Consider the following 16,077-nt stretch of genomic DNA (forward strand, 5'->3'; position numbering starts at 1 on the left):
GCAAAACACAGGGTCTACGCGGCGTCGATACTACGGTATACCAAATTTGCATGAAAAAAACGACCGCCCGTCAGGCGGTCGTTTTCGTTCTGCCTGGAAAATCCGGGAACAAGGTGGGATGTGCCCTGCCCTGACATTCCATTCAGGCGGTTTATTTCATGCCTGCACTAAATCAGGCAGCCGCCCGCAATGCTTTGGCTGCATCCACCATGGCCAGCAAGGAAGCTTCGGTCTCAGCCCAGCCCCGTGTCTTCAAACCGCAGTCCGGATTTACCCACAAACGGTCGGCGGGCAGACGCTTGGCCGCCTCCCCCATCAAGCCCACCATCCAGTCCTTGTCAGGCACGTTGGGAGAGTGAATGTCGTAGACGCCAGGGCCGATATGGTTGGGGTACTCGAAGTTCTCGAAGGCATCCAGCAAGAGCATATTGGAGCGCGAGGTTTCAATTGTGATCACATCCGCGTCCATATCGGCAATGGACTGCATGATGTCGTTGAACTCCGAATAGCACATATGCGTGTGGATCTGCGTTTCATCCGAGACCGCACTGGTGGTCAGGCGGAAACAATCCACGGCCCAATCCAGATACGCCTGCCAGTCGCCTTGACGTAGCGGCAAGCCTTCACGAAAGGCCGGTTCATCCAGTTGAATGACATGAATCCCAGCTTGCTCCAGATCGGAGACCTCGTCCCGCAGCGCCAAGGCCAACTGACGACAAGTATCCGCACGCGACTGGTCGTCACGAACAAAAGACCATTGCAGCATCGTCACTGGCCCAGTCAACATGCCTTTGACGGGTCGTTCGGTCAAGGACTGGGCATAGGAAGACCAGGCCACGCTCATGGGTGCCAAACGCAACACATCACCAAAGATAATCGGCGGCTTCACACAACGTGAACCGTAGCTTTGCACCCAGCCATTTTGTGTAAAGGCAAAACCGCCCAGCAGCTCACCAAAATACTCCACCATATCGTTGCGTTCGGCCTCGCCATGTACCAGAACATCCAGTCCAACGCGTTCCTGAAAACGGATGACCTGCTCGATTTCAGCTTGCATGGCTTTTTCATAAGCTGCATCACTGAGAGCACCACCGCGCCAGTCGCGACGAGCGGCACGAATTTCCGTGGTCTGGGGGAACGAGCCAATCGTGGTGGTGGGAAAAGCAGGCAAATTCAGCTTGTTGCGCTGGGCCTGAATACGCTGGGCAAATGGCGTACGTTGACGCTTGAGCTGGTCAATTTTGGCCATCTGAGCTTGTACGGCAGGATTGTGTGTGCGCCTGGACTCACGGCGCGCTCTCAACGCGGCTTGTTGCGCTTGAACCGCCTGCTGCCCCGCTTCATCCAAAGTGCCATCCAGCAATCCTTGCAAGAGCTTCAATTCGTCCAATTTCTGCACAGCGAAAGACAGCCAGCTCTTTAACTCCGCATCCAGGCCAGTTTCACTTTGCACATTTACGGGCACATGCAGGAGCGAGCAGGATGGCGCAATCCACAATCGTTCGCCCAACGCCGCTTTCAAGGGCTCCAGGGTTTGCAGTGTTTTTTCCAGATCAGTACGCCAAATATCACGCCCCGAGATGACACCGGCAGACAGCACCTGGTCTTGCCCCAATACCGCTTGCACCGCCTGTAAAGCAGCCGGTGCGCGCACAGCGTCCACATGCACACCCGCAATGGGCAAGTCTTTCAAGACCGTGACATTTTCATGCAGATCGTCAAAATAGGTCGCCAGCAGCAGCTTCAAACCGGATTGGTTCAAATCTTGATAGACGCGGCGGAAGGCGTCCTGCCACTCTTGAGGCAAATCCAGAACCAGAACAGGTTCATCAATCTGCACCCACTCCACACCCTGAGCTTTGAAACGGGCCAGCACTTGTTCATAAACGGGCAACAAGGCATCCAGCAAAGCGAGCTTGCCCACATCAGCCAGACCGTCATACGCGTCGCCCTTGCCCAGCCACAACCAGGTCAGCGGGCCGGGAATGACAGGCTTGACCTTGTGTCCCAAAGCCTGGGCTTCATCAACCTGCTCAAACAAGCATTCACGGGCAATCCGGAAGCTTTGGCCGGGCGTGAACTCAGGGACGATGTAGTGGTAATTCGTATCGAACCACTTGGTCATTTCACAAGCGGCGGCCGGCCTACCGCTAGGCGCACGGCCACGCGCCATGCGAAACAAGGTATCCAAAGATACGGGTGCATTGTCGGCCTGGCCGAACCGGGCGGGAATGGCCCCCAGCAAGGTGCTCCACTCCAGAATCTGGTCATACCAGGCAAAGTCACCCACAGGCACGGTGTCCAGGCCAGCCTTGCTTTGCAAATCCCAATGCCGGGCGCGCAGGGCTTTGCCTGTATCCAATAGATCTTGCTGGCTTAGCTGACCGGCCCAATAGGCTTCCAAAGAGCGCTTCAGTTCGCGCTGCTCACCCATACGGGGGAAACCCAGATTATGAATAATAGTCATAGTAAGCCCATAAATTAGAAATAGGAGGCCCGTATCAGCCGCTTGGGAACCATTGTGCCTGTATAATTACTTGAAAAAAAATCAAATTCACCATGCTAATTATGAGTTTTCCTCAATATGCTTGAAATTCGTCATCTAGAGACTCTGACCGCCATTCGGGACAGTGGCAGCCTGCAGGAAGCCGCCGAGCGCCTGCATGTCACGCAGTCCGCCCTCTCCCACCAGCTACGCGATCTGGAAGTGCGGCTGCAAGTGCAATTGCTGAACCGGCGCACCCGCCCTGCTCGCCTGACCACGGCTGCCTTGCGCATTCTTGTTCTGGCCGATGACATCTTGCCGCGTGTGCGTGCTACCGAACGCGACCTGCAACGGCTTGCCGCCGGACGTACGGGCCGTCTGCATGTGGCGATTGATTGCCACTCCTGCTTTCAATGGTTGATGCCCGCGCTGGACGCCTTCAGGCAGCAATGGCCTGATGTCACGCTGGACTTGAGTGCGGCGTTTTCTTTTGCGCCCTTGCCCGCCTTGCTGCGAGGGGATCTGGATGTGGTGATTACCTCGGACCCACAGGACAATCCCGCCGTCCACTACGAGCCCCTGTTTCGCTATGAGCTGGTGCTGGCTGTCTCCAACCAGCACCCCTTGTCGCAATACCGCTACGTCGAACCTTTCCAATTGACGGATCAGGTCCTCATCACCTACCCGGTGGAACGCAATCGCCTGGATATTTTCACGCAGTTCCTGACGCCTGCCGATGTAGAACCCGCTGCTATTCGGCAGGCCGAGCTGACGCCCATGATCGTGCAACTGGTCGCCAGCCAACGCGGCGTGACGGCTTTGCCGAACTGGGCTTTGACGGAGTTTCTGAACCCGGCCTCCATTCGCACTTGCCGCTTGGGAGAGCACGGCATCTGGCGCACGCTTTACGCCACAGTACGCAGTGAGGATTTACAGGCGGATTATGTGCAGGCCTTTTTGGCACAGGCACGCGAGACCTGCTTCAAGAGCCTGCAAGGGATTGTGGCGGCACAGCCTTGAACTCGTTAACCAAGGCATGGCAAAACGCTTGAGCCACTCTATAGATAGAGGGAACGTACAGGCGAGTGTGCTTCACGTCGAACGCGCCCGCTTTTTTTAGGGACGTCAGTATTACAAGCCAGGGGCACTACATAAGGCAGCACTGCAAACGAAAGAAGAAATTCAAGCCGGATCGTCTTCCCAGTCACCCAATATTTGCTGCAAGATACGGCCCGAGAAGCCGCGGCTGGCCATGAAGCGATATTGTTTGGCGTAACTGCGGGGATCATCTGGGGGCGCACTGAACTTCTTGCCCCACACTTGCTTGGCCCGTTCCAGCTCGGTCGCCATCAATTCTTCTTTGATGATTTCAGTCTGCTCCACATCCACGCCATGCTGGCGCAGTTCTTGCAGAATGACCCGGGTGCCCACACGCGAGGCACGGCGGTTGACGACACTATGCGCAAAGCGCTCGTTGGACAGCCATTTCTGTTCAACCAAAGCGTCGAGCAAGGCTTCCACTTCTTCAGCACTTTCTGCATGAGGGGCCAGTCGGCGGCCCAATTCCAGGCGCGAGTATTCGCGCCGGGATAAAAAGTTCAAGGCTCTGGCTTTAAGAGACAGCCCCGGCCGTTTGGACGGGGCTTTCTTTTCCGCAGCCGGAGCATCCTCACCCGAGCTTTCTTCTACGTTTCTGCCCGCCCGTGTGGGCCGGGCAGAAAGCGCAGCAATGCGTTCCCTTTGAGCTTGTTTACGCTCCCGGATTTCCTCCGGGTCTGTCTCAAAGGGCTCATCATCGAACTCTGGGGGAAAAATCAGACTTCTCCCTCGGCCGGATCAACCACAGGAGCAGCGGCTGGGCGGCTGACAGCAGCGCTCATCAGGGCAACGCCCAGTTTTTCACGCACCTTGTTTTCGATTTCACGGGCCAGTTCGGGGCGCTCTTTCAGGAATTCACGCACATTGTCCTTACCTTGGCCAATGCGGTTGCCATCGTAGCTATACCAGGCACCGGCCTTGTCGACCACACCGGTTTGGACGCCCAGATCGATAATCTCGCCTTCGCGGGAAATACCGCTGCCGTACATGATGTCGAATTCGGTTTGCTTGAAGGGAGGCGCAACCTTGTTCTTGACCACTTTGACGCGGGTTTCGTTACCCACCATTTCGTCGCCACGCTTGATGGAACCGATACGGCGGATATCCAGACGCACAGAGGAGTAAAACTTCAGTGCGTTACCACCCGTGGTGGTTTCAGGGTTGCCGAACATGACGCCAATCTTCATACGAATCTGGTTAATGAAGATAACCATGCAATTGGCGCGCTTGATGGTCGCCGTCAATTTACGCAGGGCTTGGCTCATCAGACGAGCTTGCAGACCGGGCAAGGAATCGCCCATATCGCCTTCGATTTCAGCCTTGGGAGTCAGGGCGGCAACCGAGTCAATAACGATCAGGTCTACCGAACCCGAACGCACCAGGGCTTCGGTAATTTCCAGAGCCTGTTCACCGGTATCGGGCTGGGAGATCAGCAGATCGCCCAGGTTCACGCCCAGCTTTTGAGCGTATTGCACGTCCAGCGCGTGCTCGGCATCAATAAAAGCGCAGGTGCCTTTGAGCTTTTGCATTTCTGCAATGACTTGCAGGGTCAGCGTCGTTTTACCCGAGGACTCCGGGCCGTAAATCTCAATAACGCGACCACGTGGCAGACCACCGACGCCCAAAGCAATGTCCAGACCCAGCGAACCCGTGGAGACCACCTGGATGTCATGCTCGACGTTGTCGTCGCCATAACGCATGATCGAGCCCTTGCCGAACTGCTTTTCGATTTGCGACAGAGCGGCGGCCAGCGCTTTGGAACGTTCCGAGGCCACTGCTTTGCTGTTTTTATCGTCCATGAAAAATCCTTGACTGTGGAATGGCGCCCCAACGGACGGGCACGGCAATTAAAAATCAAACCTAATTATTGCATCAAATTATACTGTATATATACACAGATATTCAAATAAATTAGCTAGCCGCCATCGTTATCCCCTACTGACCAGCCTTACAGCCTTGTGCAACAATGCCGAACAGCCATTCAATCATCTGTTTGTGTAGGGTCATGCGCATACTCATAGCTGAAGACGACAGTATTCTCGCGGATGGACTTTCTCGCTCCTTACGCTACGAAGGCTATGCGGTCGATGTCGTGCACGATGGCGATAGCGCCGACTCGGCCTTGCAGCTGCAAAGCTTTGACCTTCTGATCCTGGATCTGGACCTGCCCAAAAAGCCCGGCCTGTCGGTGCTGCAGTCTATCCGACAGCGTCAGGACACCCTCCCCGTACTGATTCTGACAGCCAGCGACACCGTAGAACAGCGTGTGCGCGGTCTGGACCTGGGCGCGGACGACTATATGTCCAAACCCTTTGCACTGACCGAGCTGGAAGCCCGCGTACGCGCCCTGACGCGTCGCAGCACAGGCACCAGCAGCGCCTTGCTGCATCACAAACGGCTCAGCTTCGACCTGAAAGGTCGCATGGCTTATATAGACAATCAGCCCTTGGAGCTGTCCGCACGGGAAACCAGCTTGCTGGAGATTTTCCTGTCACGTAGCGGTCGCATGATCAGCAAGAACCAGTTTGTGGACCTGCTCTGTGAGTGGGGTGAGGAAGTCACCCCTAACGCCATCGAGGTCTATATCCATCGCCTGCGCAAAAAGCTGGAGCCCAGCGGCGTACGCATCCTGACTGTACGTGGTCTGGGATACTGTCTGGAACCGGAAAAACTGCGAGAAGACGCTCCAGCCTAAGGGATCGTCCATGCAGCACGCTACACCCCCGCCCAAGAACACTGCCGCGCCGGCCAAAGGCAAGCGCGTTGCACCGCGCCCGCTCATCCACAAAATCATGATCTGGATTTTCGGGCCTTTGTTTTTGCTGTGGACGGTGGGCATTGTCATTACCTATTTCATCGCCCAGCACATTGCAAATTCCCCCTACGACCGCACCTTGCGCGATCACCTGGACTTGTTGAGGGTGGAAATCAGCCACCAGGATCTGAGCCAACCCATTCATTTGTCCCACGGGGCACAGACAATCTTGCGCCAGGAAAGTCCTACGCCCACGCTGTGGCAAATCCGCGATGCCAATGGCGACCCTTTGGCCGGCAATGCCAATTTGCCGGTTCCCGACAGTTGGGGATATGACACTGACCTGCTGCGCTACCGTGACGTTGTTCTGGACGATCAAAGCTTGCGGCTGGCCTATGTCTGGGGCGGCAAGGACAAAAACAACACGCCCTTTCTGGCGGTTGCCGCCGAAACCAACGAACATAGAGCGGTGCTACACAGAGAAATTCTGATCGGGATGCTGACACCGCAATTCATTCTGGTCCCGCTGGCGGCCATGCTGGCGGGCCTGGGGTTGACACATGGCTTGGAGCCGCTGAACCTGCTGCAAGCGCGCCTGCGAGCTCGTGCGCCCGGTGACTTGTCGCCGGTGGATCAGGAGCAGGCACCTGCCGAAATCGTCCCACTGATTGATGCCATGAATGGGCTACTAGCCCAGCAGGCGCAGTTTTCAGCGACTCAAAGACAGTTTGTGGCCAATGCAGCCCACCAGTTGAAAACGCCGCTGGCGGGGATACGCACCCAGGCTGAACTGGCCCTGCGTGAACGCGACCCCAAGCAGACCGAAGCCAGCTTGCAGCAACTGGTACGCGGCACTGACCGCGCCACGCGCCTGGTCACCCAAATGCTGGCCTTGGCTCGTGCCGAGAGCAGCGATGCCCTGTATGCCCCCACCAAGCAAACCCTGGACCTGAACACGCTGACTGAATTGCATGTGGGCCAGCGGGTACCGGATGCCTTGAAGCTTGGGCTGGATCTGGGCCTGGAAAACACTAGCAAGGCCATCCTCTTGCAGGCTGACCCGGTCCTGCTCGATGAGCTGATCAACAATCTGCTGGATAACGCCCTGATCTATACCCCGGCGGGTGGCTGGATCACCATGCGTACCGGCCAGGCGCAAGACAAGGCCTGGCTGGAAATTGAAGACAACGGCCCCGGCATTCCCGCCGAACACAAGGCTCGGATTTTTGACCGTTTTTATCGCATCATGGGCAACCAGGCGGACGGCAGTGGTCTGGGACTGGCCATTGTGCGGGAGATTGCCGAGATTCACGGTGCCTCCATCGACTTCATGCCACTGACCGGGGGCCAGGAAAGCGGCTTGCGCCTACGTGTCAGTTTCCCACTGTCTTTGCCTTGGAGAGCCTGAACACATGCCCCAGACAATCACCAGTGCTGCCATCCCCAAAGCCAAGAACAAGCTGGATGCTCAAGGCCGTAAGGTTATTTTTGCCTCCGCCCTGGGCACCATGTTCGAGTGGTACGACTTCTACCTGTACGGCTCCATGGCCGCCATTCTGGCGCAACACTTCTTTTCGGCTGTTAACCCGACGGCTGGCTTCATCTTTGCGCTGCTGGCCTTTGCCGCCGGCTTTGCCGTACGCCCCTTTGGCGCGCTGCTCTTTGGCCGCATTGGCGATCGGGTGGGCCGCAAGTACACCTTTCTGATCACCATTTTGCTGATGGGACTGTCCACCTTTTTAGTCGGTGTACTACCCAGCTATGAAGCCATCGGAATTGCCGCCCCCATCATGTTGATCGTCCTGCGTCTGCTGCAAGGGCTGGCCATGGGTGGCGAGTATGGCGGTGCCGCCACCTATGTGGCCGAGTACGCCCCCCAGCACCGTCGCGGCTTTTACACCAGCTGGATTCAGACTACCGCGTCGGTCGGCTTGCTGCTGTCCCTGCTGGTCATCATGGGCATACGCAGTCTGGTCGGCGAAGAGGCGTTTGTTGTTTGGGGCTGGCGCATTCCCTTTCTGATTTCCGTGCTGCTGCTGGCAATTTCCGTCTGGATACGGATGAACCTGAAAGAGTCCCCAGCCTTCCAGCACATCAAGGACGAAGGCACGCTGTCGACCTCGCCCATTACCGAATCCTTTGGGCGCTGGGCAAATCTGCGCATCGCCTTGCTGGCCCTGTTCGGGCTGACCGCAGGCCAAGGCGTGGTCTGGTACACGGGGCAGTTTTACGCCCTGTTCTTCATCACGCAAATGCTGGGTTTGCACGCCACGCTGGCACAAACCTTGATGGTGATTTCACTGCTGCTGGCCACTCCGCTATTTATCTTTTTTGGCTGGCTCTCGGACCAAATCGGGCGCAAACCCATCATTCTGACGGGCTGTTTATTGGCCGCCCTGACCTACTACCCGGTCTTTCAGGGCCTGGCCTATTTCGCCAACCCCGCCTTGGTTCAGGCACAACGCAACGCGCCCGTCACCGTCATTACCGACCCGGCCAGCTGTTCCTTCCAGTTCAATCCGGTAGGCAGCCACACCTTCACCAGCTCTTGCGATATCGTGAAGTCCTATATGGCCAGCCATGCGGTCAGCTACAACAACGTCAAGGGCACGCCCGGCCAAGTGGCCCAGGTCCGCATTGGCGATCATGTGATTGATGGCTTTGAAGGCGGCCATCTGAGCCGTGCCGATTTTGCCCGGCATTCACAAGAGCTGCGCAATGAGCTTACCCAGACCATGCGCCAGTACGGCTACCCGGATGGCGCAGACCCGGAGCAGATCAATAAAGTGATGCTGGTGGTCCTGCTGACCTATCTGGTGGCGTTGGTTACGGCAGTCTATGGCCCCATTGCGGCCATGCTGGTGGAGATGTTCCCGATCCGCATCCGCTACACCTCCATGAGTCTGCCCTATCACATTGGCAATGGCTGGTTCGGGGGCTTTTTGCCCACCCTGTCCTTTGCCATGATTGCCGTCACTGGCAATATTTATGATGGTTTGTGGTACCCGATTCTGGTCTGTCTGGTAACTGTGGCGATTGGTGCGCCCTTTGTTCGCGAAACCCGCCACAACGACATCAATCGTTAGCAAGCTCAGGCATCAAAACGCCTTGCGCCTGTCATTTCCCGCCCCCTGTCAAGCAAATGCAAGGGTCCGTAAATGGCGGGGCGACACAGGAAGATCTGCGCGTACAATCGAACATTGCCTCGGGCTTTAACGCCCGCCCCTTTTCTTCTGTTTATTTATCTTCGTATCCATGTGGTTTAAGAATCTACGCATCTATCGCCTCTCCCCCGACTGGGTATGTTCCGCCGAAGAGCTGGAAGAAGCTCTTTCCAAACACAGCTTCACCCCTGGTTCCAGCCAGGAACCGCTAAGCCTGGGCTGGGTCAGCCCACGCGAGAACAATGCCCTGGTGCATGAAGTCAACGGTCAGTATCTGATCGCCCTGCGCGCCGAAAAGAAGCTGCTGCCCACCACCGTGATCAATCAGGTCGCTCGTGAAAAGGCTCGTGATATCGAAGAGCAGCAAGGCTACAAACCCGGCCGCAAGCAAATGAAGGAAATCAAGGAACAAGTCATTGTGGACTTGATGCCGCGTGCCTTCGCCGTCTCGCGCGACACCCGTGTGTGGCTGGATACGCGCAACCACTGGCTGGCCATCGATGCCGCGGCCACGGCCAAGAGTGACGAAGTGCTGGGCCTGCTGGCCAAGAGCGTGGAACCCTTCCCCGTGCAGCCTCTGTACACCGAGCAATCGCCTGGTGCGGCCATGACCTCCTGGCTGGTAGACGAAGAGCAACTGGCCAACTTCACGGTCGACCAGGACACCGAGCTGCGCTCCACAGGTGACAGCGGTGCTGCTGTGCGCTACGTAAAGCAAAGCGCCGACATTGACGAAGTGCGCAAGCACGTTGAAGCCGGCAAGCAATGCACTCGTTTGGCCATGACCTGGGCGGATCGCATCAGCTTTGTGCTGACCGATGCGCTGGACGTCAAACGCGTGGCCCCGCTGGACATCCTGACTGAAAAACAAGATGTGACGGCCGTCAACGATGACGAAATCTTTGATGCCGACATGACCTTGATGACCTCCGAACTGGCCAAGATGATCAGCGATCTGGTCGAAGTCCTGGGCGGCGAACGCAAGTAAAGGCCAGGCCGGGCTCAAACCCGGCTAGGGCCGCCCTTCAGGCCAGCTCCTGCTGGGCGGCGCGATACACACCGGGCGTCATGCCCGTCCAATGACGGAAAGCCCGGTGAAATGTCGCTGGCGAACTGAACTTCAATGCGTAAGCAATTTCAGCCAGCGACATATCCTTGCGCAACAATTTAAAAATCGCCAAATCTCGGCGCAACTCATCCTTGATCCCCTGAAACGACAGGCCTTCCTCTTGCAGCCTGCGTATCAGCGTGCGCGCCGACATATGCAATTTGCCGGACACGTCCTGCAAGGTGTGGCCCAAATCGGTATGCAGAATCTCCCGCACTTTCAAGCGCAAGGCGTGCTCGTGATAGGAGGTAAAAATCCAGTCACGCGGCGCCCGTTCCAGAAAGGCCCTGGCCTCTACCTGAGTGCGTTGCGGACGCACCTGGCCCAGCTCCGCCCCGAACAAGATGTGCGAGTACGGCGCATCAAAACTGACTGAAGCCGGAAACAGCACCGAGTAGTCCGCCGCAAAAGCCGGCCGCGGAAACGCAAAGGCCACTTGCTGCACGGGCACCTCGCGCCCCATCAGCCAGGACACAATCCCGTGTGTCAGTTTCAGCATCAGAGCATGACCAAAACGATGCACATAGGCGGTGGGGTAGCGCGGCACCAGTTCAATACCCAATTCTTTATCCGTGCGTATCAGGTTCAGGCTGAAATCATCCAGCAGCAAATTCCAGAACTGGGTGAAGCGATACAAGGCCACATTGATGGACGGCGCATCCCGCACGGTACGCACAATGTATTTCAAGGCCCCGGCGCGTATGGGCCGAGTCCAGAAACCCATCATCTCATCGCCCGTTTTCCTAGCGCTTTCCTGATACAGGCGCACTAATTGATCACGCGTCAAACGAGCGCCGGGCCGATCAATAAAGTCTTTCACGATGCCCGCCTGCTTCAGGCAGTGATCCAGCACCTCTTCGGAATAGCTGGTGCGCAGGCTGTGAAACCAGTCCTGCACCAGATCCAGCGCCACGGTGGCGGTATGGGCTGCATCAATGGGCACCGGGAGCGTGCCGGGCAAAGCATTCATTTCCTATGACCTCTCAAAGATTGTCACTTTTTGCATATTCGACGTCAGTATTCGCTATTGGGTAAGGTGCTAAACCATCCTATGCTGACACACATAATACAAGGAGACATCACCATGTTAGGCACTGGAAATATGATGCATATGCCCTTGCTCATCAGTTCAATTCTCACCCACGCCGTAGAGAATAACCCTGAGCAGGAGATTGTTACCGCTTTGGATAATGGCGAGCTTCATCGCTACAGCTATCTTGAATTTGCCCACCGGGTTCAGGATCTGGCTCTGGGACTGCGCCGCGAAGGTCTGCAGCCCGGCGAACGCGTGGCGACATTGGCATGGAACACCTACCGCCACCTGGAAATTTACTACGCCACCTCGGGCATCGGTCTGATCTGTCACACCGTGAACCCGCGTCTGACGCGCGAGCAAATTGCCTTCATCATCAATGATGCCCAAGACACGGTGATGTTCTACGACGAACATTTCGAAGAAATGGTCAGCTATCTGCGCGACCACTGCCCCACCGTCAAGCAGTGGGTACGCATGGGCAGTCAGACTCAAGGCCCTTTGGCCGACGAATACGAAGGTTGGCTGGGCAACGACACGACGGGCTTTGAATGGCCCGTGTTTGACGAGAATACCGCCAGCGGCCTGTGCTACACCTCTGGCACCACGGGCGATCCCAAAGGCGCGCTGTACACCCATCGCTCCACTCTCTTGCATGCCTACGCCTCGGCCCACCCGAACGCACTGTGCATTGCCAGCGCTGACGCCGTCATGCCTTTGGTCCCCATGTTTCACGTCAATGCCTGGGGCCTGCCTTACTCGGGCCTGATGTCCGGTGCCAAGCTGGTGCTGCCCGGTGCCAACCTTCAAGGCGAGCGCATTTATTCCCTGTGCGAACGCGCTGGCGTCACCTTATCTGCCGGTGTACCCACCATATGGAAAACCGTGCTGGACTATGCCAAAGCCAATGGCAAGCAATTCAGCACCCTGGGCCGCATTCTGATCGGTGGCTCAGCTTGCCCACCCAATATGATCGCAGCCTGGGCGGGCTACGGCATTACCGTGCGCCACGCCTGGGGCATGACGGAAACCTCGCCGCTGGGCACGGTGTGCCAATTGCTGCCCAAACACAAGGACTTGCCCGAAGCCCAGAAACAGCACGTGCTGGCCTCGCAAGGCCGCGCCCTGTTCGGCGCACGCCTGAAAACCGTCGACGACGAGGGCAATACCCTGCCACGCGATGGCAAAAGCAGCGGCCACCTGCTGATCCAGGGCAACTGGATCATGGACCGCTATTACGGCAAACCCGACCTGGCCAGTGAAAACGGCTGGTTCCGCACGGGCGACGTAGGCTCCATCGATGCCGACGGCTACGTCTACATTACCGACCGCAGCAAGGATGTGATCAAGTCCGGCGGCGAATGGATCTCCTCGATCGAGATCGAGAACATCGCCATGGAAGAGCCTTTGGTTGAGCTGGCTGCCTGCATCGCCCAGGCCGACGACAAATGGGGCGAACGCCCCGTGCTGTTCGTGGTGCCACGCGAAGGCGCTGAGCTGGACGAGGCCCACATGCTGGAGCGCTATCAGGACCGCGTCACCCGCTGGTCCGTACCCGACAAAGTAATTTTCATCGACCAGATGCCCATGACGGCAACTGGAAAGATTCAAAAAATGGCATTGCGCAAAATGCTGGCGGATCAAACCGATCCCAGCTGATTTGCACCACTGCCTTCGCATTTACGTAACACAAGGAGTTTTTTATGGCCGCCCCTTTCCTGCTCACCACCGAGTTGGACAACATCGGAATTGTCACGTTGAACAAGGCGCACAAGCGCAACGCCCTGGATGAAGATGCCATTGCTGAAATTGATGCCTACTTCTCCAGTATTCCCGAGCACATCCGGGTCATTCTGATGAAGGCAGAAGGCGACCATTTCTGCGCGGGCCTGGACCTGAAGGAACACCATGACAAGGAACGCGGCGCCGTGGATTTTCTGCGCGTCTGCCAAAGCTGGCACCGTGCTTTTGACAAGATCGAACACGGCGGCATCCCGGTGATTGCCTGCCTGCAGGGCGCGGTCGTGGGCGGCGGTCTGGAACTGGCCAGCGCAGCGCACATTCGCGTGGCCGACAGCAGCACCTTCTTTGCCCTGCCTGAAGGCACACGCGGCATCTTTACCGGCGGTGGCGCTACCGTTCGCACCGCAAAAATCATTTCTCCCAACCGCATGATCGAACTGATGCTGACAGGTCGGGTGCTCGATGCCGTGGAAGGAGAGCGACTGGGGCTGGCGCATTACGTATGCAACAACGAAGCCAACCCCAAAACAGCCTATGAGCTGAGCCTGGAACTGGCCCAGCGCATTGCAGGCAATGCCATCTTGTCGAACTACGCCATTGTCAGCTCGATCAGCCGCATTGCCGATATGTCTGCCACCGACGGCCTCTTTGCCGAGGGCTTGATGGCAGCAGTAGTACAGACCGGGCGGGATGTTCAAGAACGCTTGGGCGAGTTTGTTAATAAGAAAGCTCATAAAGTGAAGCCGACCAAATAATATCGGCCAGGCGGACATGGGCAGTAATCACAACAATACGGAGACAAAACCATGCTGTCGCATCAAGAGTTAAGCCGGAAACTAGCCGGACTACAGGAATATGAGCAACTCAAGTCGCAGCGTCGGCGTCTGGCATTTGCCTGCGCCGGCATCTGCCTGGGGCTGACGGGCCTGTTCATCGTGACGGCCATTTTCTGGCCTGGCGTTCTAACCCATGACCTGGGCAGTGGAGGAGCTGTCAACAGTGGCATGGTGTACGGGGTGGGACTGATTTTTGTGTCCTGGTTATTAACTGGCGTGTACATCCACGTCGCCAATACCCGCTTTGACCCGCTGTGCGAGCGAGTACTGACAAAGGTACGCCCATGAATACACAAGCCATTCTGATCTTTGCGGCTTTTGTCCTGGTTACCCTGGGCATCACCTATTGGGCCTCGTCGCGCACTCGCTCCAGTTCGGACTTTTACACCGCCGGGGGCGGCATTACCGGCACGCAAAATGGCCTGGCCATTGTGGGTGACTACATGTCCGCCGCCACTTTGCTGGGCATTTCGTCCCTGGCCTTTACCAATGGCTTTGACTCGCTGCTGTATGCGGTCTGCGCCTTCATGGGCTGGCCGGTCATCATGTTTCTGATTGCCGAACGCTTGCGCAATCTGGGCCGCTACACCCTGAGCGATATCGTGTCCTACCGCCTGGATGAACGCAGCACCCGCATCTTTACCGCAATCAGTTCACTGACGGTGGTGCTGTTCTACCTGATCGTGCAAATGGTCGGGGCCGGACAACTGGTGCAGTTGCTGTTTGGCATCGACTACACCTATGCCGTGGTGGCCGTGGGCTTGCTCATGATGGTGTACGTGGTGGTGGGCGGCATGGTGGCAACCACCTGGGTGCAAATCATCAAGGCTATTTTGATGATGGGCAATGGCTTCCTGATGGCTGGCCTGGCCCTGTACTACTTCAACTTCGACTTTTCCGCTCTGGTCAGTGCAGCAGCTGAACACCATCAGGCTGGCGCCGCCATGAAAGGCCCTTGGAAGCTGATGGCCGATCCATTCTCGGGTCTGTCTCTGGCGGTTTCGCTGGTGTTTGGCATTGCTGGTCTGCCCCACATCATGATGCGCTTTTTCACCGTGCCCGATGCACGCGCGGCCCGTAAATCGGTCTTTGTGGCCACGGGTCTGATGGGCGTCTTCTTTGTGGTGATCTGCTTCCTGGGTCTGGCTGCCATGGCCATCCTGCCCAATCACCCCGAGTTCTATGTGGACGGCAAGGTAGGCGGCATGGTGCTGGGTGGTTCGAACATGCCCATCATGCACCTGGCAACGGCTTTGGGTGGCAACCTGCTGTTTGGTTTGCTGGCTGCCGTGTCCTTTGCCACGATTCTGGCCGTAGTCAGTGGTTTGACCCTGGCCGGCGCCTCGGCAGTTGCCCATGACCTGTATGCCAAAGTCATCCGCCGCGATGATGTCACACCCTCGCAAGCCATGCGCGTCAACCGTCTGGCCTCGATCGGTATCGGTGTTATCGCCATTTTCCTGGGCCTGCTGTTCCGTGACCAGAACGTCGCGTTCCTGGTTGCCCTGGCCTTCAGTATTGCCGCCTCGGCCAACTTCCCGGTCTTGCTGATGTCCATGTACTGGCGCGGCATGACCACTCGTGGCGCCATTTATGGCGGTTTGAGCGGCCTGCTTGTGGCCCTGGGTCTGGTGATCTTGTCGCCAGCCGTCTGGGTCCGCATTCTGGGCTTTTCCGAAGCCGTATTCCCCTACGACTTCCCCACCCTGATTTCCATGCCTTTGGCATTCTTCATGATCTACTTTGTATCGAAACTGGACAGCAGCCGCCGCGCCAGCACAGACCGTGACGGGTTTGACGCCCAGCAGGTTCGCGCTGAAACTGCAGTCGGTATCGCCGCTGTGTCTCACTAGGT

The 16,077-nt window shown here is 57.2% G+C and carries 13 protein-coding genes; 9 read left to right on the forward strand and 4 right to left on the reverse strand.

Translation table 11 applies throughout. The features are described 5' to 3' along the window. Positions 1-172: 172 nt before the first annotated feature. On the reverse strand, positions 173-2,467 hold the full coding sequence (gene metE, locus CPY64_RS09345; RefSeq protein WP_042481118.1) for a 5-methyltetrahydropteroyltriglutamate--homocysteine S-methyltransferase: 2,295 nt from the start codon (positions 2,465-2,467) through the stop codon (positions 173-175). Between the two features lie 117 nt (positions 2,468-2,584). Here metE and CPY64_RS09350 point away from each other — a divergent pair, with 117 nt between their 5' ends. Beyond that, positions 2,585-3,505 carry a LysR family transcriptional regulator gene (locus tag CPY64_RS09350; RefSeq protein ID WP_042481121.1) on the forward strand — a complete coding sequence of 307 codons (921 nt, stop codon included), beginning with the start codon at positions 2,585-2,587 and terminating at the stop codon, positions 3,503-3,505. Between the two features lie 162 nt (positions 3,506-3,667). Here CPY64_RS09350 and recX read toward each other — a convergent pair whose 3' ends face one another. Together recX and recA are read right to left on the reverse strand one after the other, a co-directional pair. Further along, positions 3,668-4,216: a recombination regulator RecX gene (gene recX / locus CPY64_RS09355; protein ID WP_223254125.1), complete on the reverse strand. Its 549-nt coding sequence runs from the start codon at positions 4,214-4,216 to the stop codon at positions 3,668-3,670. 83 nt (positions 4,217-4,299) lie between these two features. Continuing rightward, positions 4,300-5,382: a recombinase RecA gene (gene recA, locus CPY64_RS09360; protein WP_021446515.1), complete on the reverse strand. Its 1,083-nt coding sequence runs from the start codon at positions 5,380-5,382 to the stop codon at positions 4,300-4,302. A 206-nt stretch (positions 5,383-5,588) separates the two neighbouring features. Between recA and CPY64_RS09365 the strand changes: the two genes are divergently transcribed. From CPY64_RS09365 to CPY64_RS09380, 4 genes are all read left to right on the forward strand, one after another. Further along, entirely contained in the window at positions 5,589-6,278 is a 690-nt protein-coding gene (locus tag CPY64_RS09365) for a response regulator transcription factor (RefSeq protein ID WP_003799515.1), read from the forward strand. A 10-nt stretch (positions 6,279-6,288) separates the two neighbouring features. Beyond that, on the forward strand, positions 6,289-7,746 hold the full coding sequence (locus CPY64_RS09370; RefSeq protein WP_042481130.1) for a sensor histidine kinase: 1,458 nt from the start codon (positions 6,289-6,291) through the stop codon (positions 7,744-7,746). A gap of 4 nt (positions 7,747-7,750) precedes the next feature. Then, entirely contained in the window at positions 7,751-9,424 is a 1,674-nt protein-coding gene (locus CPY64_RS09375) for an MFS transporter (RefSeq protein WP_042481133.1), read from the forward strand. A 169-nt stretch (positions 9,425-9,593) separates the two neighbouring features. Beyond that, on the forward strand, positions 9,594-10,490 hold the full coding sequence (locus CPY64_RS09380) for a recombination-associated protein RdgC (RefSeq protein WP_042481134.1): 897 nt from the start codon (positions 9,594-9,596) through the stop codon (positions 10,488-10,490). A 37-nt stretch (positions 10,491-10,527) separates the two neighbouring features. Here the strand turns inward: CPY64_RS09380 and CPY64_RS09385 are convergent, their stop codons facing one another. Continuing rightward, the gene (locus CPY64_RS09385) at positions 10,528-11,580 is read right to left on the reverse strand and encodes an AraC family transcriptional regulator (protein WP_171902897.1); all 1,053 of its coding nucleotides are present in this window, start codon (positions 11,578-11,580) and stop codon (positions 10,528-10,530) included. A 114-nt stretch (positions 11,581-11,694) separates the two neighbouring features. Between CPY64_RS09385 and CPY64_RS09390 the strand changes: the two genes are divergently transcribed. Genes CPY64_RS09390 through actP form a run of 4 tightly spaced genes read left to right on the forward strand, consistent with a single transcriptional unit; the run spans position 11,695 to position 16,075 of the window. Next, positions 11,695-13,302, forward strand: a complete 1,608-nt coding sequence (locus tag CPY64_RS09390) for a long-chain-fatty-acid--CoA ligase (protein ID WP_042481139.1) — start codon at positions 11,695-11,697, stop codon at positions 13,300-13,302. A gap of 44 nt (positions 13,303-13,346) precedes the next feature. Continuing rightward, on the forward strand, positions 13,347-14,141 hold the full coding sequence (locus CPY64_RS09395) for a crotonase/enoyl-CoA hydratase family protein (protein WP_042481142.1): 795 nt from the start codon (positions 13,347-13,349) through the stop codon (positions 14,139-14,141). A 51-nt stretch (positions 14,142-14,192) separates the two neighbouring features. Beyond that, positions 14,193-14,510, forward strand: coding sequence for a DUF485 domain-containing protein (locus tag CPY64_RS09400; RefSeq protein ID WP_042481144.1), 318 nt, complete (start codon positions 14,193-14,195; stop codon positions 14,508-14,510). Beyond that, positions 14,507-16,075 carry a cation/acetate symporter ActP gene (gene actP, locus CPY64_RS09405; RefSeq protein ID WP_042481147.1) on the forward strand — a complete coding sequence of 523 codons (1,569 nt, stop codon included), beginning with the start codon at positions 14,507-14,509 and terminating at the stop codon, positions 16,073-16,075. The genes CPY64_RS09400 and actP overlap by 4 nt, the downstream gene beginning before the upstream one ends. Positions 16,076-16,077 lie beyond the last annotated feature (2 nt).

It is taken from the genome of Alcaligenes faecalis (genome assembly GCF_002443155.1).
In the GTDB taxonomy this organism is placed as follows: Bacteria; Pseudomonadota; Gammaproteobacteria; order Burkholderiales; family Burkholderiaceae_B; genus Alcaligenes; species Alcaligenes faecalis.

What these genes read in the sequence shown, in the direction of transcription:
- metE (WP_042481118.1), bottom strand. Translation starts at nt 2,467, where the DNA reads ATGACTATTATTCATAATCTGGGTTTCCCCCGTATGGGTGAGCAGCGC.
- CPY64_RS09350 (WP_042481121.1), top strand. Translation starts at nt 2,585, where the DNA reads ATGCTTGAAATTCGTCATCTAGAGACTCTGACCGCCATTCGGGACAGT.
- recA (WP_021446515.1), bottom strand. Translation starts at nt 5,382, where the DNA reads ATGGACGATAAAAACAGCAAAGCAGTGGCCTCGGAACGTTCCAAAGCG.
- CPY64_RS09365 (WP_003799515.1), top strand. Translation starts at nt 5,589, where the DNA reads ATGCGCATACTCATAGCTGAAGACGACAGTATTCTCGCGGATGGACTT.
- CPY64_RS09370 (WP_042481130.1), top strand. Translation starts at nt 6,289, where the DNA reads ATGCAGCACGCTACACCCCCGCCCAAGAACACTGCCGCGCCGGCCAAA.
- CPY64_RS09375 (WP_042481133.1), top strand. Translation starts at nt 7,751, where the DNA reads ATGCCCCAGACAATCACCAGTGCTGCCATCCCCAAAGCCAAGAACAAG.
- CPY64_RS09380 (WP_042481134.1), top strand. Translation starts at nt 9,594, where the DNA reads ATGTGGTTTAAGAATCTACGCATCTATCGCCTCTCCCCCGACTGGGTA.
- CPY64_RS09385 (WP_171902897.1), bottom strand. Translation starts at nt 11,580, where the DNA reads ATGAATGCTTTGCCCGGCACGCTCCCGGTGCCCATTGATGCAGCCCAT.
- CPY64_RS09390 (WP_042481139.1), top strand. Translation starts at nt 11,695, where the DNA reads ATGTTAGGCACTGGAAATATGATGCATATGCCCTTGCTCATCAGTTCA.
- CPY64_RS09395 (WP_042481142.1), top strand. Translation starts at nt 13,347, where the DNA reads ATGGCCGCCCCTTTCCTGCTCACCACCGAGTTGGACAACATCGGAATT.
- CPY64_RS09400 (WP_042481144.1), top strand. Translation starts at nt 14,193, where the DNA reads ATGCTGTCGCATCAAGAGTTAAGCCGGAAACTAGCCGGACTACAGGAA.
- actP (WP_042481147.1), top strand. Translation starts at nt 14,507, where the DNA reads ATGAATACACAAGCCATTCTGATCTTTGCGGCTTTTGTCCTGGTTACC.